The sequence below is a fragment of the Microbacterium kyungheense genome (assembly GCF_006783905.1).
GTDB classification, from domain to species: Bacteria; Actinomycetota; Actinomycetes; order Actinomycetales; family Microbacteriaceae; genus Microbacterium; species Microbacterium kyungheense.
On the sequence record NZ_VFPE01000001.1, the window covers coordinates 512,288 to 534,976 of the forward strand.

General features: G+C 70.2%; 21 protein-coding genes. 8 read left to right on the plus strand and 13 right to left on the minus strand.

The genetic code is table 11. From position 1 onward, the window contains the following. Nucleotides 1–4 precede the first annotated feature (4 nt). The 5 genes from FB391_RS02295 to FB391_RS02315 form a co-directional block, all read right to left on the minus strand. On the minus strand, nucleotides 5–895 hold the full coding sequence (locus FB391_RS02295; RefSeq protein WP_185842899.1) for a carbohydrate ABC transporter permease: 891 nt from the start codon (nucleotides 893–895) through the stop codon (nucleotides 5–7). A gap of 1 nt (nucleotide 896) precedes the next feature. Further along, nucleotides 897–1,832, minus strand: a complete 936-nt coding sequence (locus FB391_RS02300; RefSeq protein WP_141892661.1) for a carbohydrate ABC transporter permease — start codon at nucleotides 1,830–1,832, stop codon at nucleotides 897–899. 7 nt (nucleotides 1,833–1,839) lie between these two features. Continuing rightward, the gene (locus tag FB391_RS02305; protein WP_141892662.1) at nucleotides 1,840–3,192 is read right to left on the minus strand and encodes an extracellular solute-binding protein; all 1,353 of its coding nucleotides are present in this window, start codon (nucleotides 3,190–3,192) and stop codon (nucleotides 1,840–1,842) included. A gap of 109 nt (nucleotides 3,193–3,301) precedes the next feature. Continuing rightward, nucleotides 3,302–4,519, minus strand: a complete 1,218-nt coding sequence (locus tag FB391_RS02310) for an ROK family transcriptional regulator (protein WP_246093325.1) — start codon at nucleotides 4,517–4,519, stop codon at nucleotides 3,302–3,304. 120 nt (nucleotides 4,520–4,639) lie between these two features. Continuing rightward, on the minus strand, nucleotides 4,640–5,560 hold the full coding sequence (locus FB391_RS02315; protein WP_141893614.1) for a Bax inhibitor-1/YccA family protein: 921 nt from the start codon (nucleotides 5,558–5,560) through the stop codon (nucleotides 4,640–4,642). 192 nt (nucleotides 5,561–5,752) lie between these two features. Between FB391_RS02315 and FB391_RS02320 the strand changes: the two genes are divergently transcribed. Together FB391_RS02320 and FB391_RS02325 are read left to right on the plus strand one after the other, a co-directional pair. Continuing rightward, nucleotides 5,753–6,781: a glycerophosphodiester phosphodiesterase family protein gene (locus FB391_RS02320; RefSeq protein WP_141892664.1), complete on the plus strand. Its 1,029-nt coding sequence runs from the start codon at nucleotides 5,753–5,755 to the stop codon at nucleotides 6,779–6,781. A gap of 26 nt (nucleotides 6,782–6,807) precedes the next feature. Beyond that, complete coding sequence (locus FB391_RS02325) at nucleotides 6,808–7,662, plus strand: aminoglycoside phosphotransferase family protein (RefSeq protein ID WP_246093326.1); 855 nt, start codon at nucleotides 6,808–6,810, stop codon at nucleotides 7,660–7,662. A gap of 55 nt (nucleotides 7,663–7,717) precedes the next feature. Here the strand turns inward: FB391_RS02325 and FB391_RS02330 are convergent, their stop codons facing one another. The 4 genes from FB391_RS02330 to FB391_RS02345 are packed head-to-tail and all read right to left on the minus strand — an operon-like array spanning nucleotide 7,718 to nucleotide 11,563. Next, nucleotides 7,718–9,187 carry a sodium/solute symporter gene (locus FB391_RS02330; protein WP_141892666.1) on the minus strand — a complete coding sequence of 490 codons (1,470 nt, stop codon included), beginning with the start codon at nucleotides 9,185–9,187 and terminating at the stop codon, nucleotides 7,718–7,720. Further along, on the minus strand, nucleotides 9,184–9,588 hold the full coding sequence (locus FB391_RS02335; RefSeq protein WP_141892667.1) for a DUF485 domain-containing protein: 405 nt from the start codon (nucleotides 9,586–9,588) through the stop codon (nucleotides 9,184–9,186). The genes FB391_RS02330 and FB391_RS02335 overlap by 4 nt, the downstream gene beginning before the upstream one ends. Further along, nucleotides 9,585–10,319, minus strand: coding sequence for a LytR/AlgR family response regulator transcription factor (locus tag FB391_RS02340; RefSeq protein WP_141892668.1), 735 nt, complete (start codon nucleotides 10,317–10,319; stop codon nucleotides 9,585–9,587). Before FB391_RS02340 ends, FB391_RS02335 begins: the two co-directional genes overlap by 4 nt. After that, nucleotides 10,316–11,563, minus strand: a complete 1,248-nt coding sequence (locus FB391_RS02345) for a sensor histidine kinase (RefSeq protein WP_141892669.1) — start codon at nucleotides 11,561–11,563, stop codon at nucleotides 10,316–10,318. The genes FB391_RS02340 and FB391_RS02345 overlap by 4 nt, the downstream gene beginning before the upstream one ends. 169 nt (nucleotides 11,564–11,732) lie before the next feature. Between FB391_RS02345 and FB391_RS02350 the strand changes: the two genes are divergently transcribed. Next, on the plus strand, nucleotides 11,733–12,104 hold the full coding sequence (locus FB391_RS02350; protein ID WP_141892670.1) for a DUF485 domain-containing protein: 372 nt from the start codon (nucleotides 11,733–11,735) through the stop codon (nucleotides 12,102–12,104). Beyond that, a complete protein-coding gene (locus tag FB391_RS02355; protein WP_141892671.1) occupies nucleotides 12,101–13,723 on the plus strand; it encodes a solute symporter family protein in 1,623 nt (540 codons plus the stop codon). The genes FB391_RS02350 and FB391_RS02355 overlap by 4 nt, the downstream gene beginning before the upstream one ends. 90 nt (nucleotides 13,724–13,813) lie before the next feature. On the opposite strand, the gene FB391_RS02360 is transcribed toward FB391_RS02355, so the two are convergent. Further along, nucleotides 13,814–14,278 (minus strand): SRPBCC domain-containing protein, encoded by a 465-nt coding sequence (locus tag FB391_RS02360; protein WP_141892672.1) that lies wholly within the window; start codon nucleotides 14,276–14,278, stop codon nucleotides 13,814–13,816. A gap of 16 nt (nucleotides 14,279–14,294) precedes the next feature. Between FB391_RS02360 and FB391_RS02365 the strand changes: the two genes are divergently transcribed. Beyond that, nucleotides 14,295–14,633, plus strand: coding sequence for an ArsR/SmtB family transcription factor (locus FB391_RS02365; protein WP_141892673.1), 339 nt, complete (start codon nucleotides 14,295–14,297; stop codon nucleotides 14,631–14,633). Nucleotides 14,634–14,638: 5 nt separating this feature from the next. Here FB391_RS02365 and FB391_RS02370 read toward each other — a convergent pair whose 3' ends face one another. From FB391_RS02370 to FB391_RS02380, 3 genes are all read right to left on the minus strand, one after another. Beyond that, a complete protein-coding gene (locus FB391_RS02370; protein WP_141892674.1) occupies nucleotides 14,639–15,415 on the minus strand; it encodes an alpha/beta fold hydrolase in 777 nt (258 codons plus the stop codon). A gap of 40 nt (nucleotides 15,416–15,455) precedes the next feature. Next, entirely contained in the window at nucleotides 15,456–16,319 is an 864-nt protein-coding gene (locus FB391_RS02375; protein ID WP_141892675.1) for an SAM-dependent methyltransferase, read from the minus strand. A gap of 215 nt (nucleotides 16,320–16,534) precedes the next feature. After that, nucleotides 16,535–17,833 (minus strand): BNR-4 repeat-containing protein, encoded by a 1,299-nt coding sequence (locus tag FB391_RS02380; protein WP_141892676.1) that lies wholly within the window; start codon nucleotides 17,831–17,833, stop codon nucleotides 16,535–16,537. A gap of 154 nt (nucleotides 17,834–17,987) precedes the next feature. Between FB391_RS02380 and FB391_RS02385 the strand changes: the two genes are divergently transcribed. The 3 genes from FB391_RS02385 (at nucleotide 17,988) to FB391_RS02395 (ending at nucleotide 22,678) form a co-directional block, all read left to right on the plus strand. Then, entirely contained in the window at nucleotides 17,988–19,166 is a 1,179-nt protein-coding gene (locus tag FB391_RS02385; RefSeq protein WP_141892677.1) for an ROK family protein, read from the plus strand. 61 nt (nucleotides 19,167–19,227) lie between these two features. Continuing rightward, nucleotides 19,228–20,709 (plus strand): M81 family metallopeptidase, encoded by a 1,482-nt coding sequence (locus FB391_RS02390; protein WP_141892678.1) that lies wholly within the window; start codon nucleotides 19,228–19,230, stop codon nucleotides 20,707–20,709. Nucleotides 20,710–20,869: 160 nt separating this feature from the next. Continuing rightward, nucleotides 20,870–22,678, plus strand: coding sequence for a peptide ABC transporter substrate-binding protein (locus FB391_RS02395; RefSeq protein WP_246093327.1), 1,809 nt, complete (start codon nucleotides 20,870–20,872; stop codon nucleotides 22,676–22,678). Nucleotides 22,679–22,689: the final 11 nt, after the last annotated feature.

A 22,689-nucleotide genomic window follows, 5' to 3' on the forward strand; every position in this document is an offset into this window, starting at 1 on the left:
GGCGTCAGCCCTTGACGGAACCGGCGAGCGCGAACGACGCGCCGGAGAGCTTCTGGACGATGACGTACAGCACCACCATCGGCGCCGCATAGAGCACCGAGTAGGCGGCCAGCTGCCCGTAGGCGATGGTGCCGTACTGTCCGAAGAAGTTGAAGATCGAGACGGCGGCGGGGAACTTGCTCGACGTGAACAGCAGCACGAAGGGCACGAAGAAGTTGCCCCACGCACCCGTGAACACGAAGATGAACACCACGCCGATGCCCGGCCGCATGAGCGGCACGACGACGCGGGCGAGCGCCTGCATCGAGTTCGCGCCGTCGACCCAGGCGGCCTCTTCGAGCGAGATGGGCACGGAGTCCATGAAGTTCTTGAGCATCCAGATCGCCATGGGCAGCGATGTCGCCGCCATGAAGAGGATGACGCCCCACGTCGAGTCCAGCAGCCCGAACGACACGAACAGCGCGTAGACCGGCACCATCATCGCCGTCAGCGGCAGGCCGGTGCCGAACAGGATGCCGTACATGAACGGCTTCTGGTACCGCGCGTTGTAGCGCGAGAGCGGGTACGCCGCCAGCAGCGCGACCACGACGGTGATGATCGCCGTGCCGAGCGAGATCACGATGGAGTTCAGCAACGGCTGCCACGCGAGCTCCCACGTCATGACGTCGGTGTAGTTGGTGAGCGTCCAGGTCTCGGGCAGCCGCATCGACACCGTCGCGTCGCCGTCGAACGAGGCGAACACGACCCACAGCAGCGGCACCAGGAAGAGGAGGCCGATCAGGCTGAGAAGAACGGATGACGTCAGCGTGTGCGTCCGCTTGCGCGGGGCCGCGACGCTCAGCGAGCGGCGCCCGGTGACGATCGTGCGGGTCTCGGTCGCGGTCTGGGCGGCCATGTCAGTCGACCTCCGGCTTGAGGGCGCGGATGTAGATGATCGAGAACACCGCGCCGATGAGGAGGGTCACGGTGGCGATCGCGGTGCCGTAGCCGACCTGCGCGAACTTGAACGCCTCCTGGTACGCGAGCACCGGGAGCGTCGCCGACGACGAGCCCGGGCCGCCGCCGGTCATGACCCAGATGAGCGTGAAGACGCCGAGGGTCTGCAGCGTCGTGAGCAGCAGGTTGGTCGAGATCGAACGGCGGATCACCGGGAGCGTGACGCGGGTGAAGCGCTGCCAGGCCGTCGCGCCGTCGATCGTCGCGGCCTCCATCAGGTCGGGCGGCACCTCCGAGAGCGCGGCGTTGTAGACCATCATCGAGAACGCCGTGCCGCGCCAGATGTTGGCGAGGATCACCGACAGCATGGGGAAGTAGAAGAGCCACGCGGTGTGCTCGAGCCCGAACCAGCCGAGCGCCACGTTGAGCGTGCCGTCCTTGGCGAAGAACGCGTACATCGCGAACGCCGCCACGATCTCGGGCAGCACCCAGGCGAGCACCACGACACCGCTCACGAGCGATTTGAGCGGCTTCACCGAGCTGCGCACCAGCACGGCCAGCAGCATCCCGAGCACGTTCTGGCCGATGACGGCCGACGCGAGCACGAAGACGACGGTCAGCACCAGCGAGTTCCAGAACTCGGCCGAGCCGAACAGCTCGGCGTAGTTCTGCAGCCCGATGAACTGGGGGTTCGCCGCGCGCGGCCCGGTCAGGGCGCGATCGGTGAGCGACCCGTACAGCGAATAGACGATGGGCCCCAGCATGAACGCGGCCAGCATGAGCGCGGCCGGGACGAGCGGCAGGAGGCGTGAGAGCGAGCGGCCGGGGCGGCGCCGCGACCGGGGAGCGGTTCCCCGGTCGCGGCCCGCCAGACCGTCGGCGGTGACGGCGGTCATCGTGCGATCAGCCGGCCTGCGTGTTCTTCTCGCCGACGATGCCGACCAGCGCGTCGTCGTACGCCTTCTGCGCGTCCTCCGGCGTCGCCTGACCCGTGATCACCGACTCCGTGGCGACGGGGATGTTCGACGAGATCTGCGAGTAGTCCGGCGTGGCCGGGCGGAAGTGGGTGTACTCCACCAGCGACGAGAAGAACTCGAACGACGCGTTGTAGTCGAGGTACTCCTGGCTGGATGCCACGTCCGACCGCACCGCGATCTGCCCGGCCTCTTCGTGGTAGGTGAGGGCGTTCTCGGGCGTCAGCGCCTGCGCGATGAAGTCGAACGCGGCCTGCGGGTCGGACGCGTGCGCGCCGACGGCGAGGGTCCAGCCGCCCGACATCGAGGTGAAGCCGTCGCCGCCGCCGTCCTGCGTCGGCATGGCGGCCAGGCCCAGCGTGTCGTTCCACTCGGGCCACTCGTTGTCACCCGAGATCCAGCCGCTCGGCAGCCACGAGCCGTCGATCGCGATGGCGAGCTTGCCCTGCGGGAGCAGCTCGTTCTGCACCTTCGAGCCCCAGGCCGCGTCGAGCGCGTCCGCCGGGTCGGGTCCGAGGCCCTCGTCGAACGCCGTCTGGTAGAACGTCAGCGCGTCGAGGAAGCCCTGCGAGCCGGTGACCCACTTGTTGGACTCCGTGTCCATGAGCTCGTCGTCGGTGCCGTACAGGAGCATCTCGAAGCCCTGCATCGAGGTCGCCTCGCCGGCCGCCTTCGCAGCGTAGATGTTCAGCGGCGTGACGTCGGGGTTGCTCTCCTTGACGGCACGTGCGGCGTCGAGGATGTCGTCCCACGACTCGGGCTGCCAGTCCTCGGGGAGTCCGGCCGCTTCCAGCAGGCTCTTGTTGAAGTAGATGCCGCGGGTGTCGGTGCCGAGCGAGACGCCGTAGGTCTTGCCGTCGTCGCCGAGCCCCGCCTGCTTGGCGCCGTCGTCGTACAGGCTCCAGTCGTCCCAGTCGGCGAGGTAGTCGTCGATGGGCTGCAGGTAGCCTGCCGCCGCGTCCGAGCGGATCTGGAAAGTGTCTTCGTAGATGACGTCCGGGGCGGTGTCTGCCGAGCCGTTCATCAGCGCGAGCTTGGTGAAGTACTGGTCCTGCTCGGCCTCGATCGGCACGAGCTCGACCTTGCGGTCGGGGTATTCCTTCTCGTACTCGCCCTTGACCTTCTTCATCAGTTCGTCCATCGCGGTGAACGAGGCCGTCTTCTGGTAGGCGATGCGCAGGGTGTCGTCGTCCGCGCCCGAACCGCCGCCCGCACAGCCGGTCAGCCCGATGGCCAGGCCGCCGACGGCAAGGACGCCGAGCCCGATGACCGATCTCTTCATGAAAGCTCCTTTGCTCACTCTTGGGGGATGCGCAGACCTCGCGCCAGGTGTTATTCAAACATATTGAGTAATTCTGTCAAGGGTCGATTCCGAACAGCGGCGTCCACCGTCAGGAGAGGCCGATCATGAGATCCGAGGCCCGCGCCGTGAACGCCTCGTCGAGGACGAGGGATGCCGCGCCCGCGGCGGCCAGGTCCGTTCCGAGCCGCGCCTCGCGCAGCACGAGCGGCCGCGTCGCCGTGCTCTGACGCACCGTCGGGAGCGCGGCGTCCAGCGCCGGCTTCAGTTCACGGCCCAGCCGGTTCCACACCGGGCCGCCGATGACGAAGGTCTCGGCGTCCAGCAGATTGTTCAGCAGCACGATCGCCAGGGCGAAGGTCGCGGCCGCCCGGTCGCGCACCTCGACGGCGCGAGCCTCTCGTGCTGCGATGCGGACGCGCAGCTCGTCGATCGCGCCCCACACGGCCGTCGGCGCGATCACGGGCGACGGCGTGATGCCGGCGTCGAACAGCAGGCGCTCCGGTGCGACCGTGACGCCGAGGCATCCGCGCGACCCGCACGAGCACTCCTGCCCGCCCGGGTCGACGAGCAGATGCCCGATGTCGCCGGCGTTGCCGGTGCGGCCGCGCACCGCCTCGCCGTCGACGGCCATGCCCAGGCCGATGCCGGCTCCGTAGTACACCAGCGCGGCGTCGTCGAGCGCGTGATCGGCCTCTGCCCACAGCTCGCCGACCATCGCGGCCACGACGTCCTTCTCGAGCACGACGGGATGGCCCGTGGCCCGTGCGAGCTGCTCGCGCAGTCGCGTGTGGTGCCAGCTCGGCAGCAGCGGCGGCGTCAGCACGGTTCCGGTGGCGTCGTCGATCGGGCCGGGGGCCGCCACCCCGATGCCGAGCACCCGGGCCAGCGGCACATCGGCAGACCGCAGCAGGGCGTCGGCGTCGCGAGCGAGCGCGGCGATGAGCTCGGGGGCGTCCGCGCCTTCGGCGGGCGGGCGTTCCGTGTGCGCGATGACGCCGCCCGACAGGTCGACGACGACGAAGGTGTCGACGGCGGGATCCAGATGGATGCCGACGGCATACCGCGCCGTGCGGTTGAGCTGCAGCGGCGTGCGGGGCTTGCCCGGCCCGGCGACGACGCGATGGCCCTCGACCACGAACCCTTCGGCGGCGAGACGCCGGGCCACGTTGCCGAGCGTCTGTGCCGACAGTCCGGTGCGCTCCGCCAGCTCCGTGCGGCTGAGCCCCGCCGGTGAGCGACGGATCATGTCGAGCACCAGGGTCTGGTTGTACGTGCCGACCGCGGGCATGTTCGATCCGCGCTTCATGGTCCCCTCCATACAGCCGTCAGCCTGCGCAGCCGTCTCTCTGCGCAGGCTACCCGGACTTCCGCTCGGAACGCGAAGAGGCCGCCCGTCGAACCGGGCGGCCTCTTGCTGCGATGTGCGTCAGTTGTTGCCGCGGGCGATCGCGAGGATGCGGAGGATCTCGATGTACAGCCAGACGACCGTGACCATGAGGCCGAAGCCGGCGAGCCAGCCGAACTGGCGCGGGGCGCCGTTGCGCACGCCCTGCTGGATGTTGTCGAAGTCGAGCACCAGCGAGTACGCGGCCATGATGACCACGAAGACGCCGATGAGGACGCCCCACGGGATGCCGAACGGGCCCTCGTTGCTCAGCATGCCGAAGGGGCCGCCGGCGATCGGCACGTTGAAGATCATGAGGCCGATGTTCACGAGCGAGAACACCAGGTAGCCGAGCATCGCGATCAGGAAGACCTTGGTGGCGCGCTTCGAGGCGCGCACCTTGCCGCTGGCGAACAGCGCCAGCGTGACGCCGACGACCGCGAGCGTGCCGAGCGTCGCCTGGACGACGATGCCGGGCCAGATGAACTCGAAGAACGCCGAGATGCCGCCGATGAACAGGCCCTCCAGCGCGGCGTACGCGAAGATGAGGCCCGGACGGATCTTCTTGCGCGACGTGAAGATCACGACCATCGACAGCACGAAGCCGCCGAGGGCGCCGATCATCCACGGCAGGATGTTCGGGTTGGGGTTCAGGGTGGTGACGCCCGCCATCGTCCAGATCCAGCCGGCGACGGCGCCGATGAGGAGGATCGCGAACAGGCCGACGGTCTTCCAGATGGTGTCTTCGTACGACATCCGGCCGGTCTCGACGGCGCCGGCGGCCGGAGCCGCGTACATGCCCTCGAGCTGCGCCTGCGCGGCGGCATCCGTGGCCGTCTGCTGCGCGGTGGCGTACTGGGTCTGCGCACCCAGGTTCGCTGCCTGCGCACCCCCCGGATAGGTCTTGACGGCCTTCGGGTCCTGGAAGGCCGGGTTGTTGAACGCGGGGTTGTTGAGGGCCACTGCTCTCACACTCCAATGTCAAGGAATCCCAGCACGGTGCTGTTGATCCACACTAACCGACCGGCGGCCCGCGCGGTCAGGTGCGTCCTGTGAGACGACTATGAACGGATGCCGCCATCCGGGTCCCCGGTCGTTGAGCGAGCGAAGCGAGACGAAACGCGCCGCAGGGCGTGCCGGGGTTAGCCTGGGTCGATGCCGCGCCGGACTCCGCTCGTCATCGGTCATCGTGGGGCGCCCGGGTATCGACCCGAGCATTCCCGCTCGTCCTACGCCCTCGCGTTCGAGCTGGGGGTGGACGCCGTCGAGCCGGATGTGGTCGTGTCGCGCGACGGGGTGCTCGTCGTGCGGCACGAGAACGAGATCTCGGGCACGACCGACGTGGCCGAGCGTGCCGAGTTCGCCGACCGCCGCACGACCAAGACGGTCGACGGCGATGCGCTCACCGGGTGGTTCACCGAGGACTTCACGTGGGACGAGCTGTCGACGCTGCACTGCCGCGAGCGGATCGCCGATGTGCGGCCGTCCAGTGCGAGTTTCGACGGCGAGCAGACGGTCCTGCGTCTGCTCGACGTCCTCGATGCGGCGCGCACGGCGTCGCTGGAGCAGGGCCGCGAGATCGGCGTCGTGCTCGAGATCAAGCACGCCACCTACTTCGCCTCGCTCGGCTGGGACGTCGCCGCTCTGGTCGAGGCGGAGCTGCGCGAGGCCGGCTGGGACGCGGGGCAATGGCCGCTCACGGTCGAGTCGTTCGAGTCGACCGTGCTGCTCACGCTCAAGGATCGAGGCATCCCCGCCGCGTACGTCTATCTGCTGGAGGCCGCGGGGCGTCCGTTCGACCTCGTGGCCGCGCAGGGCAAGGCCGCGCCGACGTACGCGCACACCGCCTCGCCCGCAGGGCTGGACGCCCTCGTCGGACGGGTGGACGGCATCAGCATCGACAAGCGCATGATCCTGGCGCCGGACCGGCTGGGGCGCTCGAGCGGGCCGTCGCCGATCGTGGCCGACGCGCACGAGCGCGGCCTGCGGGTGTTCACGTGGACGTGCCGTCCCGAGAACCGCTTCCTGATCGGGCAGTTCCGCACGCGCGGGGGTCCGTCGGAGTTCGGCGACTGGGAGGCAGAGTGGTCGGTGATCCGGGATGCCGGCATCGACGGCGTCTTCGTCGACCACCCCGATCTCGGCGTCGCGTTCTTCCGCGATGCGCGGGGGGCGGCACGATGATCACCGTGCCGCAGTCGATGCGAGCCATGCCCCGATGGACGAGGGACGAGGCCGGCCGAGCGTGGCTCGACGAGCTGCCGCAGCTCGTCGCGGAGCAGTGCCGCACCTGGGACGTCGAGGTCGACGGCGCCCCCCTGCACGGCAGCAACGCCATCGTCGTCCCCGTCGCCCGCGGCGGCGCGGTCTTCGCGCTGCGCCTGGCCCCGCCGGGCGACGATGTGACGCGACAGGTGGAGGCGCTCCGGTTCTGGGACGGCCGGGGTGTCGTCGAGCTGATCGAGGCCGATCCCGCACATCGCGCGATGCTCCTGGAGCGGCTGGACGGAGCGCGGACGCTGCTGTCGGTGCCGCTCGACGAGGCGCACCAGGTGATCGCCGGACTGGTGCGCACGCTGGCCGTGCCGGCACCCCCAGACGCGCCGACCACCGCAGAGGTCGCGCGGCAGCATGCCGAGAGCTTCGAGCGCGATTGGATCGCGCTGGCCGAGCCTGTCGTGCCGCAGCAGCTGCGCGCGGCCGTGGACCATGCACTCGCGCTCGCCGCCGCGCCGGTGGCCGACACCGCGGTGGACGCCGACCTGCACCATGGCCAGGTCCTCGCGGGCACGCGCGCGCCCTGGATCATGGTCGATCCGGTGCTGCTGCGAGGCGACCCGGAGTACGACCTGGCGAGGGTGCTGTGGACGAGGCTCGACGAGATGCCCGGCGATGACGACGTGACCGCGGCCTTCCGGGCATTCGTCGCCACGGTGGACGTGCCGGAGGACCGTGCGCGCGCGTGGGTCGTGGTGCGCTCGTTCTCGTACCTGCTGTGGGGGCTCTCGCACGGGATGACCGAGGACCCGATGCGGTGCCGGCGCCTGCTCGACATCTTCGCCTGACCGCCCCGTCCGTCCACCCACCCGCCAGGGCGCTCGTCCGACCTCGATCCCGCGGTCAGGCCTCGGGCGTGTGCAGCCGGGTGAGGAACGATTCCGTGCCCCGCGGCGCGCCGCGGCGGTCGGTCCGCGACACGACGACGATCACCGCGACCGCGACCGGCACGGTCCAGGCGGCGGGCTGCTCGAGGAACGGACGGATGCCGGGAGCCCAGGCCGCCGGCATCCCTCCGCCGAAGATCGCGAGCGCCGACAGGATGCCGCCGACGAGCATGCCGGCGATCGCGCCCCGTGCGGTGAGGCCGCGCCACCAGATGCCGAGGAGCAGCACGGGGCAGAGCGTCGACGCGGTGAACGCGAAGACGAGGCCGACGCTCCCGGCGAGTCCGGAGGACTCGGTCGCGAGGGCCACGACCAGCGGCACGATCGTGGCGAGCACGGCCGCGATGCGGAAGCCGCGCACGCTGCCGCCGAGCATGTCCTGGCTGATGACGCCCGCGAGCGACACGACGAGACCGGACGTGGTCGACAGGAACGCCGCGAAGGCGCCGGCGATCACCAGCGCCGTCAGCAGCACGCCCGCCGGCCCCGGGACGAGCCGGCCGGGGAGCATGAGCACGAGCGCATCGGCCTGGCCGGCCTCGGCGAGGTCCGGCGCGAACACGCGTCCGAGCAGCCCGAACACGGTCGGGAAGCAGTAGAACGCCGACAGCAGAGCCAACACAATGACCGTCGTCCGGCGCGCGGCGACGCCGTCGGGGCTCGTGTAGAAGCGCACGAGCACGTGCGGCAGGCCGAGGGTTCCGAGCAGCAGGGCGACCATCAGCGACACCGTGCGGTAGGCGTCGAGTCCGGACGGCCCCGCCGACGGCGGGAAGGGATCGATGGATACCGCGTGCGCGACGATCCCCGGCACCCCGCCCCCGGCGACGATGAGGATGACGACGGCCGGCACGGCGAGCGCGGTGAGCTTCAGCCAGAACTGGAACGCCTGCACGAAGGTGATCGACCGCATGCCGCCGGCGACCACCACGACGGCCACGATGACGGCGACGGCGACCGAGCCCGCCCACGCCGGCATCCCCGTCGTGATGCGCACCGTGAGCGCCGCGCCCTGCAGCTGCGGCACGATGTAGAACCAGCCGATCACGATGACCAGGACGCTCGTCACGCGGCGCACGCCGTGGGACTCGAGGCGTGCCTGGGTGAAATCGGGGATCGTGTACGCGCCCGAGCGGCGCAGCGGGGCCGCGACGAACAGCAGCAGCATGAGGTAGCCGGCGGTGTACCCGATCGGGAACCACATGCCCTGCGACCCGGTGAGCAGCACCAGCCCGGCGACGCCGAGGAACGATGCCGCCGACAGGTACTCGCCGCCGATCGCCGAGGCGTTCCACCACGGCCGCACCGTCCGGCTCGCGACGTAGAAGTCGCCCGTGGTGCGCGAGACCCGCAGCCCGTAGAACCCGATGAGCGTCGACGCCGCGGCCACCGCGGCGATGCTGACGTAGCCGACCCAGGGGTTCATTCGTCCACCGTGAGGGCGCGGTATCGGGCCTCGTTGCGGGCGGCGGCGCGCACGTAGAGGACGGCCACGGTGATGGCGAGCGGGTAGAGCCCGAACCCGAGGAGGAGCCAGGATGCCGGCACGCCGAACACGACCGCCGCGCTGAGGTCGGGCACCAGGGCGAGGACGAGCACGAACGCCACCGTCGCGACCACGAATCCGGTCGCCGCGACGACGCCGAGACGCAGCTGCGAACGGATGAGGGAGCGCACGTAGACGGCCGCGGGATCGGTGGCGCGCTCGCCCGGCGCCGAGGGGCGCAGGTCGAACGCCGGCCGTGCGGGTGCGCCCAGGCCGGCCGCCGTCACCCGCACGCGCGCGGGGCGCGCGGCCTCGGGTCCCTCGCCCGGTGTGTCGCTCATGTGTCCGCCCGGACGGTCGACTGCGCGAGCCGGTCGCGCAGGCCGGGCAGCATCCGCCGGCTCACCGGGAGCGCGGCGTCGCCGACGACGACGGTGGGGTGATCGGAGCCGAGCCGGATCTGGGCGACGTGTGCGAGCGCGACGAGGTACGAGCGGTGCACGCGGACGAAGCCGGCGTCGGCCCACTGCCGCTCGAGGTCCGAGATCGGCACGCGCACGAGGAATCCTCCCTCGGCGGTGCAGAGGCGGGTGTAGTCGCCCTGCGCCTGTACGTAGCGCACGTCGTCGCGGCGGATCATCCGGGTCGTGCTGCCGAGGGTCACCGCGATGAGCTCGGCCGCGGGCTGTGCGGGCGCCTCGGGCGTCTGACGCAGCGCGTCGGCCACACGCGTGAGGGAGCGCTCGAGGCGCGAGGCGCGGACGGGTTTGAGCAGGTAGTCGACCGCGGCGAGGTCGAACGCCTCCAGCGCGCCCTCCTCGTCGGCGGTGACGAAGACCAGCGCCGGCTTGTGCTCGAACCGCTGCAGCGCCCGGGCGAGGTCGAACCCCGACAGTCCGGGCATGTGGATGTCGAGGAAGACGGCGTCCACGCGCTCCCGCGTGAGCAGGCGGATGGCGTCGGCGCCCGTCGAGACCTGGTGCACCCGCCCCACGCGGGGGTCCTGGTCGAGCAGGTACGCGAGCGCCGCGAGGGCGGGCTCTTCGTCGTCGGCGATGAGGACATCGATCATGAGTCGGCGCTCGCAGGGATCGGACCGGTCGCGGACGCGGCCTTCGGAAGGGCTTTGGGCACGCGCATCCGCACGAGCGTGCCGGCGCCGATCTGCGTCTCGACGACGAGTCCGTTCTCTTCGCCGTACACCTGGCGCAGGCGGGCATCGACGTTGCGCAGCCCCACGTTGTCGCGCGAACGCGCCGTGGCGGCGGAGCCCGCGCCGGCGGCTCCGGGCAGGACGGGCGCGGCGAGCACCTCGCGGATCTGCTCTGGGTCGAATCCCACCCCGTCGTCCTCGACCGTGATCTCGGCGAACGCGCCGGAGTCGGACGCCTCGATCGTGATGCGCCCGCCGCCCTCCTTGGCCTCCAGCCCGTGGCGGACGGCGTTCTCGACGAGCGGCTGGATCGACAGGAACGGGATGACCGTGCTCAGCACCTCCGGTGCGATCTGCAGCGTCACCTGCAGGCGGTCGCCGAAGCGTGCCCGTTCCAGCCGCAGATAGCTGTCGATCGAATGCAGCTCTTCGGCGATGGTCGTGAACTCGCCGTGGCGGCGGAACGAGTAGCGCGTGAAGTCGGCGAACTCCAGGACGAGCTCCCGCGCGCGCTGCGGATCCGTCAGGATGAACGACGCGATGGCGTTCAGTGCGTTGTAGATGAAATGCGGGCTGATCTGGGCGCGCAGCGCCCGAACCTCGGCCTCGGCGAGGGCCGTGCGGGAGGCATCCAATTCGCCGAGCTCGATCTGAGAGGCCACCCAGTCGGCGACCTCGGCGGTCGCGCGCACCATGCCCGCGCGCACCGGGCTCGCGAAGGCCACGATCGCGCCCGCCGGGCGTTTGCCGATCAGGATGGGCGCTGCCACCGCGTCGACGTCGGCACCGTCGCCGACGCCGCGGCGCACCTGCGCCTTGCCGCCGGCCTGCACCGCGGCGGCCAGCTGCGCGGCGCTCGGGCCGAGCCGGTCGTCGCCGTCCAGGGCGACGACCCCGTGGGGATCGACGATCGCGAAGGTGTCGCAGCCGAGCAGCGACTTCAGATGCCGGCCCGCCTTCACCGCATCCTGCTGACTCACACCGCCGCGCAGATGCTTCGCCGCACGGGCGGCGAGATGGAGCGTCTGGTACGTCGCCTGCTCGGCATCCGTTCCGAGCTCGCGCGACGACACCAGCACCCGCCGCAGAAGCACGACGAGACCCACGGCGGCGGCCCCGGCGACAGCGCCGGCGCCCGCGAACAGCAGCAGCGAGTCGGGCATTCTCAGGCCAGCGTAATCCGTCGTCCGGCGTCGCCGGAGTCCGTTCGTCGCACGATCGACGCCGCTCGTCGACGACGAACGGCAACGCCCGTTCGCGAGGCGCTCCACGCGGCAACATCGTCACGCGCAGCACGCGCTGCGTGTTCCATCCCCCTTCGAAGGAGAAGCCATGGGCAACGACGCCCCGGGCGCGACGACGACGGCACCTGACGTCGACTATCGCGCGGTTCAGCAATCCGATCAGTTCCGGCAGTTGAAGAAGCGCCACCGCGGCTTCGTCTTCCCCGTGCTGCTGGCATGCCTGGTCTGGTATTTCGCGTATGTGCTGCTGGCCATGTACGCCCACGACTTCATGTCGACGCCCGTCTTCGGGCACGTCAACGTGGCGATGCTGCTGGGCATCGCCCAGATCATCACGACATTCGCCGTCACCACGTGGTACGTGAGCTTCGCGAACCGTCGCCTCGACCCGATCGCGAGCGAGATCCGCGAGTCGGTCGCCCCGCAGCCCGCTTCCACCTCTGAGGAGGCCTCGCGATGAGCATCGTCCTCGCGGCCGACGCCGCGCCCACCTCGCCGGGCAACCCCTGGCTCAACATCGGCATCTTCGCCGTGTTCGTGGCGATCACGATGGTGATCGTCTTCCGCGCCAGCCGCAACAACAAGACCGCGTCGGACTACTACGCCGCGGGTCGCTCGTTCACCGGAGGCCAGAACGGCTCCGCCATCGCCGGTGACTACCTGTCGGCCGCGTCGTTCCTCGGCATCGTCGGCGCGATCGCGATCACCGGGTACGACGGCTTCATGTACTCGATCGGCTTCCTCGTGGCGTGGCTCGTCGCCCTGCTGCTCGTCGCCGAGCTGCTGCGCAACACCGGCCGCTTCACCATGGCCGACGTGCTCTCGTTCCGGCTGAAGCAGACGCCGGTGCGCGTGGCGGCCGCCATCACCACCCTCGTCGTGTGCTTCTTCTACCTGCTCGCGCAGATGGCGGGCGCCGGCGGCCTGGTGTCGCTGCTGCTCGGCATCGGCGACACGCTCGGCCAGTCGCTCGTCATCACGGTGGTCGGCGCGCTCATGATCCTCTACGTGCTGATCGGCGGCATGAAGGGCACCACGTGGGTGCAGATCATCAAGGCCGTGCTGCTGATCGCCGGCGCGGCGGTCATGACCGTCTGGGTGCTGGCGATGCACGGCTTCGACTTCTCGGCGCTGCTCGAGAAGGCGGCCGAGGTCGCCGAGAACCCGGCGATCCTCGACCCGGGGCTGAAGTACGGCGTGAGCGACATCACGAAGGTGGACTTCATCTCGCTGGGCCTGGCGCTCGTGCTCGGCACCGCGGCCCTGCCGCACGTGCTGATGCGCTTCTACACGGTGCCCACCGCCAAAGAGGCGCGCAAGTCCGTCGTGTGGGCGATCTGGCTGATCGGCATCTTCTACGTGTTCACGTTGGTGCTCGGCTACGGCGCCGCCGCCCTCGTCGGCCCGGCGGTCATCGCGGCCGCGCCCGGCGGAGCGAACTCGGCGGCGCCGCTGCTGGCGAACGCGCTCGGCGGACCGCTGCTGCTCGGCCTCATCTCGGCGATCGCGTTCGCGACGATCCTCGCGGTGGTGGCGGGACTCACGATCACCGCGGCCGCCTCGTTCGCGCACGACATCTACGCCTCGGTCGTCAAGAAGGGCAAGCCGGCTCCCGGCGCCGAGGTCAAGGTCGCACGTCGCACGGTCGTCGTGATCGGCGTCATCGCGATCATCGGCGGCATCGGCGCCAACGGCCAGAACGTCGCGTTCCTCGTCGCGCTCGCGTTCGCGGTGGCCGCGTCCGCGAACCTGCCGACGATCGTGTACTCGCTGTACTGGAAGCGCTTCACGACCAAGGGTGCACTGTGGAGCATGTACGGCGGCCTCGCATCCGCCATCATCCTCATCGTGTTCTCGCCGGTCGTGTCGGGGTCCGAGACGTCGATGCTCAAGACCGACGCGATCGACTTCGCGTGGTTCCCGCTGTCGAACCCTGGCATCGTGTCGATCCCGCTCGCGTTCTTCCTCGGCTGGCTCGGGACCATGCTCGACAAGGGCACCGAGGACCCGGCGAAGGAGGCCGAGATGGAGGTGCGCGCCCTCACCGGCATCGGGGCGGAGGGAGCCACGCAGCACTAGCGGAGCGCGCCGCGCACCCGGGGGGAGTGCGCCGCAGGCCTTCAGGAGGACCGTCCGGGCACGCCCGGGCGGTCCTCTGCCGTGTGCGCGTCAGGCGTAGAAGCCGTCGCGCAGGTTGATGCCGTGCTCGACCCACGCCTTGAGCGCGGCGAGCATGCCCGTCCAGCCCGCGCAGTTGCCGAACGCGCTCTCGGCTCCGGCGGGCGAGGCCTTCCAGGCGGACTCGGTGATCGTCACGAGCGTGCGGGCGCCGTCGTCGACGGGCTCGAACTCGAAGGTCGTGGTGGTCTCGGTCTCGACGCCCTCGCGGGCCTCCCACCGGATCACGAGGCGTCGCGGCGGGTCGGACTCGACGACGGTCACCGGGAACCTGCCGGGGAAGTCGGCGAAATCCCACGTGACATCGGCGCCCTCCTCGAGGCGGCCGCGGGCGCCGCCGGTCGTGAAGTAGTGCGACAGCTGCTCGGGGTCGGCCACGGCTTCGTAGACCTCGGCGACCGGTCGTGCGACGCGCCCCGACACGGTGAAGGACAGTGCGGTCAGTTGCTCAGACATGTTGTAGTTTTATAACATGATGGATGCCGCGCACAACCCCTCTGCCGGCACCGACGTCGACGACGACCTGGTGTTCAAAGCGCTCGCCGCGCCGCTGCGTCGCCGCATGCTCGACGCCCTGAAGGACGAGCCGCTCACCACCGGCGCCCTGTGCGCGCTGTTTCCGGAGGTCGACCGCACGACCGTGCTGCAGCACCTGCGCGTGCTGGAACGAGCGGAGCTCGTGACCGGACGCAAGAAGGGGCGCGAACGCCACCTGGCGCTCGCACCCCTCCCGATCAAGCGCATCCATGACCGCTGGATCGGCGAATACGCGCGGGCGGCCGTCGATCTGCTCGACCGCCTGAACGACTGATCTCGTCAGGCGAGCCGCTCGGTGACGACGCGGACCGTCGCCACCGGGTCGGGCCGGTGCATGACCGATTCCGGAACGATCACCAGCTCGGCGCCGGCGATCTCTTCTGCCAGGCGATCGGCGGCGGTGAGGAGCATCGGGAAGGTCTGCTCGCCGCGGAGGATCGTGACAGGGACGCGCACCGACAGCATCTCGGCGCTCGGCACCGACGAGGCGTTGACGAGGTTCGTGTCGTACACGGTCGACTGTGCCAGCGGCAGGACCGCGGCGAACTGGTTGCTCTGGCGGAACTGCTCGACCATCTGCTCGGGGAGTCCGACGCCCTCGAGCTGGAACGTGACGATCGCGTCGTCGGGCCGGCCCTCGTCCACGAAGCGCTGCAGCCGCTCGGCGAGATCGGCCGCCGGCTCATCGACGCCGAACCGCAGCGGCGGCTCCGACAGGAACAGGGCGCCGGTGTCGACGCCGCTCGCTGCCGCATACAGTGCGAGGACGGCGCCCGACGAGTGGCCCAGCACCGCCGTCGCGCCGCCGACGGCCTCGATCACCGCCGCGAGGTCTTCGGCCTCGCGTTCCGGCGTGGAGCCGCGCGCATCGCCGCTCGACCCGCGGGCGCGGCGGTCGTAGGCGACGCCGCGGAAGCCGGCATCCGCCAGCGCCTGAGCGAGGCCCGTCGCGTCGGAGGCCTGCGAGAGTGCGCCGTTCACGACGACGACGGCGGGGCCGTCGCCGAACACCTCGTACGCGATGGGCGTGCCGTCTGCGGAGTTCGTGGTGTGCATGCCGTCAGCCAACCACGGGCCACCGACACGCGGAAGGGCGCTAGCGGCGGACGGCCGCGACGAACCCTCCGCGCTGGTCAGGCGCCGAATCGGTGCGGTCCGCGACCAGGGGCCGGTCGTAGCGGCGCTCGAGATCGGCGACCGACACCTCGTCCACCGTCCAGCCCGCGGCGGCGAGCACGATCGCCGGGTCGGGCGGGTCGGTGCGCGCGAGCAGCTCGTCGAACGGGATGCCGGTGGCCGCGGCGAACGTCCGAAGCCGCTCGCGTGTCTCGGGGGTGTCGGTGAGAGCCGGCGCCCGCTCGATCACCGCCCGCGAACCCGGCCCCGACAGATCGACGATGTCGTCCAGCAGCGCGGCCTGGTCATGGGCGCTCAGGTAGGGGAGGAGTCCTTCGAGCACCCAGTGCGTGGGCTCCGCGGGGCTCAGGCCGCCGCGCACGATCGCCGACGCCCACGGCGCGGTCACATCGGCCGCCACGACGCGGCGGTCGGCGGTCGGCGCCGCGCCGACGGCATCCATCGTCCCCGTGAGGAACGCGACGACGTCGGGGGAGTCGAGCTCGAAGACCCGCGTGCCGGCGGGCCAGTCCAGACGCCACGAGCGCGTGTCGAGACCGCTGCCGAGGATCGCGACCTGCCGCAGGCCGCCCGCGCGCAGCTCGTCGTCGATGAACCGGGTGCGCAGGCCGATGTAGGTCGCCCCGAGCAGCAGCGACCGGTCGATCGCGGGCACCTCGTCGAGGTCGTCGGGCCACCGCTCTGGGAACGGCACCGCGACCTCGGACGCCCGCACGAGCGCCGACGCCCACGGGTCGACGACGAGCGGACCGGGGCGATCGGATTCGAGTGCGCGCGCCGCCGCCACGGCGACCGCGGTCACTCCCACACCATTCACGGGCATGCGTCAATGATCGCCGCCGCGCCGGCGGCGCCGAGGCCGATTCGCTCCTGGCGCAACGGTGGGCCTCGTGCCAGACCGCGTTTCGTCTGCGCGCGCCAGAGCGCGCTCCGCTCAACGACCACCGGCCGTTGAGCGAGCGAGGGACGAGCGAGACGAAACGCCTCGGCCGACGAGCAACCGTGCTGCGTGCCGGCCGGTTCGCTCGACGCCGGCCGTCAGCGCGGCTCGTCGAGCAGCACGATCTCGCACCGGTAGTGCTGCGAGGCCGTCATGTCGCCGCGGAACCACAGCAGCGCCGTGCGCGTCGGGTCGCCCGGGGCGACGATCGGCCGCAGGTTGTCGGCATCCGATCCCGACGTGATGGCCGTCCACCGCCAGCTCGCGCCGGAATCAGGCGTGCGCCCGCGGTAGATCTCGCGGTGCGCGGTGACGCTGCCGTCGCGCGGATCGATCGGGGTCGAGACGTACACCGTGTCGAGATCGTCCGGGTCGATCGCGGCGAGGCCGGTGTAGTCCTGCTCGTGCGGCAGCAGCCCGGGTCCGGCGGGCGCCAGCGGGTGCACCGCCCAGCCGCGGTCGGGATGGAACCTCGCGTACACGAAGCGCAGGTCGCGGATCTCGCGCATGCGCTCGTACTCCTCGTCGACGGATGCCGGCCGGTCGTCGCCGCGCGCGGTCAGGGTCGCGGCGATCGAGCCGTCGGGCGCCACGCGGATGTCGGAGGTCCACGCGTGGGTCAAGGTCGCGCCGCCGAGGACCGTGCCCGCGGCGAGGATGCGGGTCAGGCCCTCCTGCGACGGCGCGCCGCCGTCCAGGGCACGCGGATCCAGCACGGAGCCGTCGCTGCGGTGCAGCATCCCGCGCTCGAGGTAGCCGTGGTAGATCGCGTTGTCGTAGTCGCGAGGGTGGTGATCGGTCGTCACGAGGTCGATGCGGTCGCGCGTGGAGGCGTAGCGCGTGTATCCGTTGACGTACCCGACCTTGGGGCGCGTGAACAGCTTGCCGGCGAAGGTCCAGGTGTCGCCGTCGTCGTCCGAGACCAGCGCGCACTGATCGTCGTTGATCGCCCGTGTGAAGCAGTAGAGCCGGCCGTCCAGCTCGTGGAGGTTGGCGTACGTCACGCCGCGCCCCTCGGTCAGCTCCGACCAGTCGAACGTGGACTCGGGGCCCCAGCGGGTGGGGTCGCCGGGCTCGCTGATGCGCCGGCGCAGCATGTCGTCGGTCTTGTGCTTGGCGTACACCGCGAGCCAGCGGCCGTCGCGGCGCCGCCACAGCGCGGGCACGTCGTGGTCGTCGGCCTCGAGGTTCTCGTGGAGCACGACGACCCGGCTCTCGCGGGTCGCGAGGTCGACGACGGTGAGCTCCACGTTCCCCGCGCGCGCGTCGCCGCCGGGTCCTTCGGGGGCGGCGATCGAGCCGACGACCAGGACGCCGGCGTCGGGGTCGACGAGCGCCCGCTCATCCTGGAACCAGCACCAGGCGCCGTTGTCGTTGATCACGTAGGGGGAGGGCATGCGAAGGCTCCGGTTCGTCGTCGACGGTCGTTCGCCTCGAGTCTGGCAGGGCGGCGATCGCGTCATTCTTACGAGCTTTGAAAAAGTTCATGCGAAATCGACGCAAGTCGTCTCCTCTGCCCGTATCGTGAGGTGACCGAGAGGGAGGCTGACGATGACCGCCACCAGCACGCCGAGCGCAGGGGAGCTGTTCCGCCTGGTGCAGAGCGGTCGCGCGGAATCCCGCGCCGACCTCAGCCGCCTCACCGGGCTGAGCGCCTCGACGGTCGCGCTGCGCGTGGAGGAGCTCATCGCGCACGGCTACCTCGAAGAGACCGGCCGCGGCGTCTCGAAGGGCGGACGACGCCCCCGGATGCTGGCGGTGAGCGCCGGCGAGACCATCGTCGCCGCGGTGGATCTGGGCGAGCGGCACATGACCATCGTGCTGATGAACCGTCGCGGCGAGGTGCTCGCCGACACGAACGAGCCGCTGTCGCTGCTCGACGGTCCGCAGCGCGTGCTCGCCGATGTGTGGGAGAAGGTGCAGGAGCTCGCCCGTGACCTGCCCGGCACGCGCATCGAGGGGATCGCGATGAGCCTTCCCGGCCCGGTCGACTCCCGCGACGGACGACTGCTGGCGCCGATGCGGATGCCCGGCTGGAACGGCGTCGTCGTCGCCGATCTGCTCCGCGAGATCACCGGCCTGCCCGCCCACGTCGACAACGACGCCAATGCGATGGCCATGGGAGAGTTCGTCGAGCGCGGGCAGAGCGTCAACGAGCTCGTCTTCGTGAAAGCCGGCTCCGGCATCGGCTGCGGCGTCATCGTCGGCGGGGAGCTGTACCGGGGCTACCGCGGTGTGGCCGGCGACATCAGCCATGTCGCGCTCGCCGGAGCGCCGCCCGTCATCTGCTCGTGCGGCCGCGTCGGCTGCCTCGACGTCGTGGCCAGCGGCGCGGCGATCGTGGATGCGCTCCGTGAGTCGGGGATCGCCGTCGATCATCTCGAAGACGTGCTCGCTCTGGCCGCCGACGCGCACCCCCGGGCGACCGGCCTGCTCCGCGAAGCCGGTCAGCGCACGGGCGAGGTGCTCGCGACGATCATCAACTTCTTCAACCCGAGGGTGCTCGCGATCGGCGGTCGCCTCGCGACGGCGGACGCGTTCATCGCGGGCGTGCGACAGGCGATCTACACGCTGTGCCTCCCCATGTCGACGGACCTGCTGGAGATCAGCGTCTCGGCGGCCGGTCCGCTCGGCGGCGCCCGCGGCGTGGGCGACGCGCTGCTGGCGGAACTGCTCGAGCCGGAGCGCATCGATCGCGATCTGCGTCTTGCTTCCTCCAATATCGATTGAAGATCGCGCACTTGATCCTTCGGGAAAGGTTGATCCTCCGACGTCTGCCTAAACTGGCGGAGTGACCCAACGACCTCTCCCGCGTATCGCGATCGCCGGCATGGCGATCGAATCGAGCACGTTCTCTCCCCACCGCGCCGGCGCGCGCGACTTCCAGCGCGTCGAAGGCGACGAGCTGATCCAGCGCTACCCGTCTCTGCGCGACGGCTCGCACCTCGGCGCCGCCGAGTGGCTGCCGGTCTACTACGCGCGCTCGATCCCCGGCGGCGCGGTGCTGCGGGAGGTGTACGACGAGATCAAGGGCCGGATCCTCGACGGCCTCCGCGCGCTCGTGGCCGAGGCGCCGCTGGACGGCCTCTTCTTCGACATCCACGGCGCCATGAGCGTCGACGGCCTCGATGACGCCGAGGGTGACCTGATCATGGCGATCCGCGAAGTGATCGGCGCCGACGTCCTGGTGTCGGCATCCATGGATCTGCACGGCAACGTCTCGGACCCCCTCGTCTCGCAGGTCGACATCATCACGTGCTACCGCCTGGCACCCCACGAAGACACGTGGGAGACGCGTGATCGGGCGATCGGCAACCTCGTGGACGCGCTGCAGGCGGGCATCAGGCCGCGCCGTGCGCACGTGACGGTGCCGATCCTGCTCCCCGGCGAGAAGACCTCCACGCGGGTGGAGCCGGCGAAGAGCCTGTACGCGCGGATCGACGAGATCGAGCGGCGTCCCGGGATCATCGATGCCGCCGTCTGGATCGGCTACGCGTGGGCCGACGAGCCGCGGTGCCACGGCGTCGTGGTCGTGACGGGCACCGACGACGCCGCGATCTCGGCGGCCGCCGAGGAGCTCGGGCAGGCCTTCTGGGACGTGCGCGACGAGTTCGAGTTCGTCGGCCCTCCCGGGACGCTCGCCGAGGGCGTGGACGCCGGCCTCGCCGCGACCGACACCCCCTACTTCATCAGCGACTCGGGAGACAACCCCGGCGCGGGCGGCACCGGCGACGTCACCTGGACGCTGGCGCAGCTGCTGGCGGACGAGCGGCTCACGGCGCCCGACGCGCCCACCGTCCTCGTCGGGTCGATCTTCGACGCCGGCGCCCTCGCCCAGCTGCGCCGCTACGGCGTCGGCGATCCCGTCACCGTGACGGCGGGTGCGCGGATCGATCACGGCCCCCACGGCCCGGTCACGATCAGCGGCGTGCTCGAGGGGCTGTACGAGGGGGATCCGGACGCCGGCGGCATCGCGGTCATCCGCGTCGGCGGTCTGCGGGTCATCGTGACGGAGTTCCGCAAGGCGTACCACGCGGTGGAGGACTTCACCGCGATCGGGCTCGACCCGCTCGCCGCGCAGATCGTGGTGACGAAGATCGGCTATCTCGAGCCGACGCTGTACGAGATCCAGCGCGGGTGGACCCTGGCGCTGACGCCCGGCGGCGTCGACCAGGACCTGCAGCGGCTCGGACATCACCGCATCCAGCGCCCGATGTTCCCCTTCGACCGCTTCGAGGGCGCCCCCGATCTCACCGCCCGCCTGTTCGGCTGAACGGCCACTTGTAACTAACTTGCTCCGAAACTGGAGCAAGTTAGTTACAAGAACGTAATAAGGATGGCACTGCGCAGGTACTTTCTGCGTGAATGATGAAAAGTGCGTCGAGAAACCAACGAACATCCACCGATCTCGACCGCGTGAACAAGGAGGTTTGATGCGCAAGCCAGTGATGCGACGTCTCGTCGCGACCCTGAGCGTCGTGGCGGCCGGGGCCCTCATCATGACCGGGTGCGCGACATCCGGGACGGAGTCGGCGGGCGACACCAACGACTCGGTCAGCTACGCACTCCCGGCAGGGACCGGCCCGAACTGGATCCTGCCCATCTCGAGCCCGGACACGATGGCCACGCACAACAGCGCCATCAAGGCCACGATGTGGCCGCGACTGTTCGAGTACAACGGCACCAGCGGAAAGATGGAGTGGGACCAGAAGGGCTCGGCCGCGAAGTCGTACGAGTTCAGCGACGACCACCTGTCGGTCACCATCACGCTGAACGACCTCGACTGGTCCGATGGCGAGCCCGTCACGTCGCGTGACGTGGAGTTCTGGTACAACCTCGTGCGCTACAACGCCGAGAAGACGGGCGGCTACTCGGCCGGCCGCATCCCCGACAACATCACGAACTTCGAGATCGTCGACGACAAGAACTTCACGCTGACGTTCGACGCCGTCTACAACGAGGAGTTCCTGCTCGCCAACCAGCTGAGCCTCGTCTACCCGATGCCCCAGCACGCCTGGGACAAGACGAGCGCGGACGGCGAGATCGGCGACTACGACCAGGACGCCGAGACCGCCGTGCAGGTCTTCGACTTCCTGTTCTCGCAGGCCGAGGACATGAAGACGTACGCCACCAACGACCTGTGGAAGACCGTCTCGGGCCCCTACACGGTCAAGAGCTGGTCGGACTCGGGCGAGGTCGTCCTCACCGCGAACGAGAAGTACACCGGTGACGACAAGCCCGCCATCAAGGACGTCACCTTCGTGCCCTTCACCTCGGCCGACGCCGAGATGAACGCGGTGCGCTCGGGCGACGTCGACTACGGCTACGTCACGAGTGCGCAGCTGACCAACGAGAAGCAGTTCACCGACCTCGGCTACACCGTCGAGCCGTGGGCCGGCTGGTCGATCACGTACATGCCGTACAACTTCGCCAACCCCGAGAAGGGCGCCTTCTACAACCAGCTGTACGTGCGTCAGGCCCTGCAGCACGCCGTCGACCAGGAGACGATCTCGGACGTCGTCTGGCACGGCGCCGCGACCCCGGACTACGGCCCGGTGCCGCAGACGCAGGACTCGGACTACCTCTCGGACGTCCAGAAGGACAACCCGTACCCGTTCGACCTCGACGCCTCAGCCGAGCTCTTCACCAGCCACGGCTGGACCAAGAACTCCGACGACGTGTTCGAGTGCACGGCGCCCGGCACGGCCGACGACCAGTGCGGTGAGGGCATCGCCGCGGGCACGAAGGCCGAGATCGTCGTGACGACGCAGAACGGCTCGCAGGAGACCGACAACATGATGGCCGAGATCCAGTCCTCGCTGGCCAAGGTCGGCGTCAAGATGACGATCGACGCCAAGCCGCTGGACTCGGTGCTCACCGAGGCGCAGTCCTGCAAGGTCGAGGGCTCGACCACCTGCAGCTGGGAGCTCGTCTTCTTCGGCACCGCCGGTTCGTGGTACTTCCCGGCCTACCCCACGGGTGAGCGCGTGTTCGCCAAGGACACCAAGTGGAACGCCGGACAGTACGACAACCCTGAGGCCGAGACGCTCATCAACCAGATGACGGCCTCGACCGATCCGCAGATCTCACAGGACTACTCGGCGCTGCTGGCCGAGGACCTTCCGGTCATGTGGATGCCGAACCCGGTGTACCAGGTGTCGGTCATCAAGAAGGGCCTCGACGTCGCGCACCAGGACCCGGGTGCGTCGTTCTACCCGCAGCGGTGGTCGTGGTCCGAGTGACCTGAGCACCA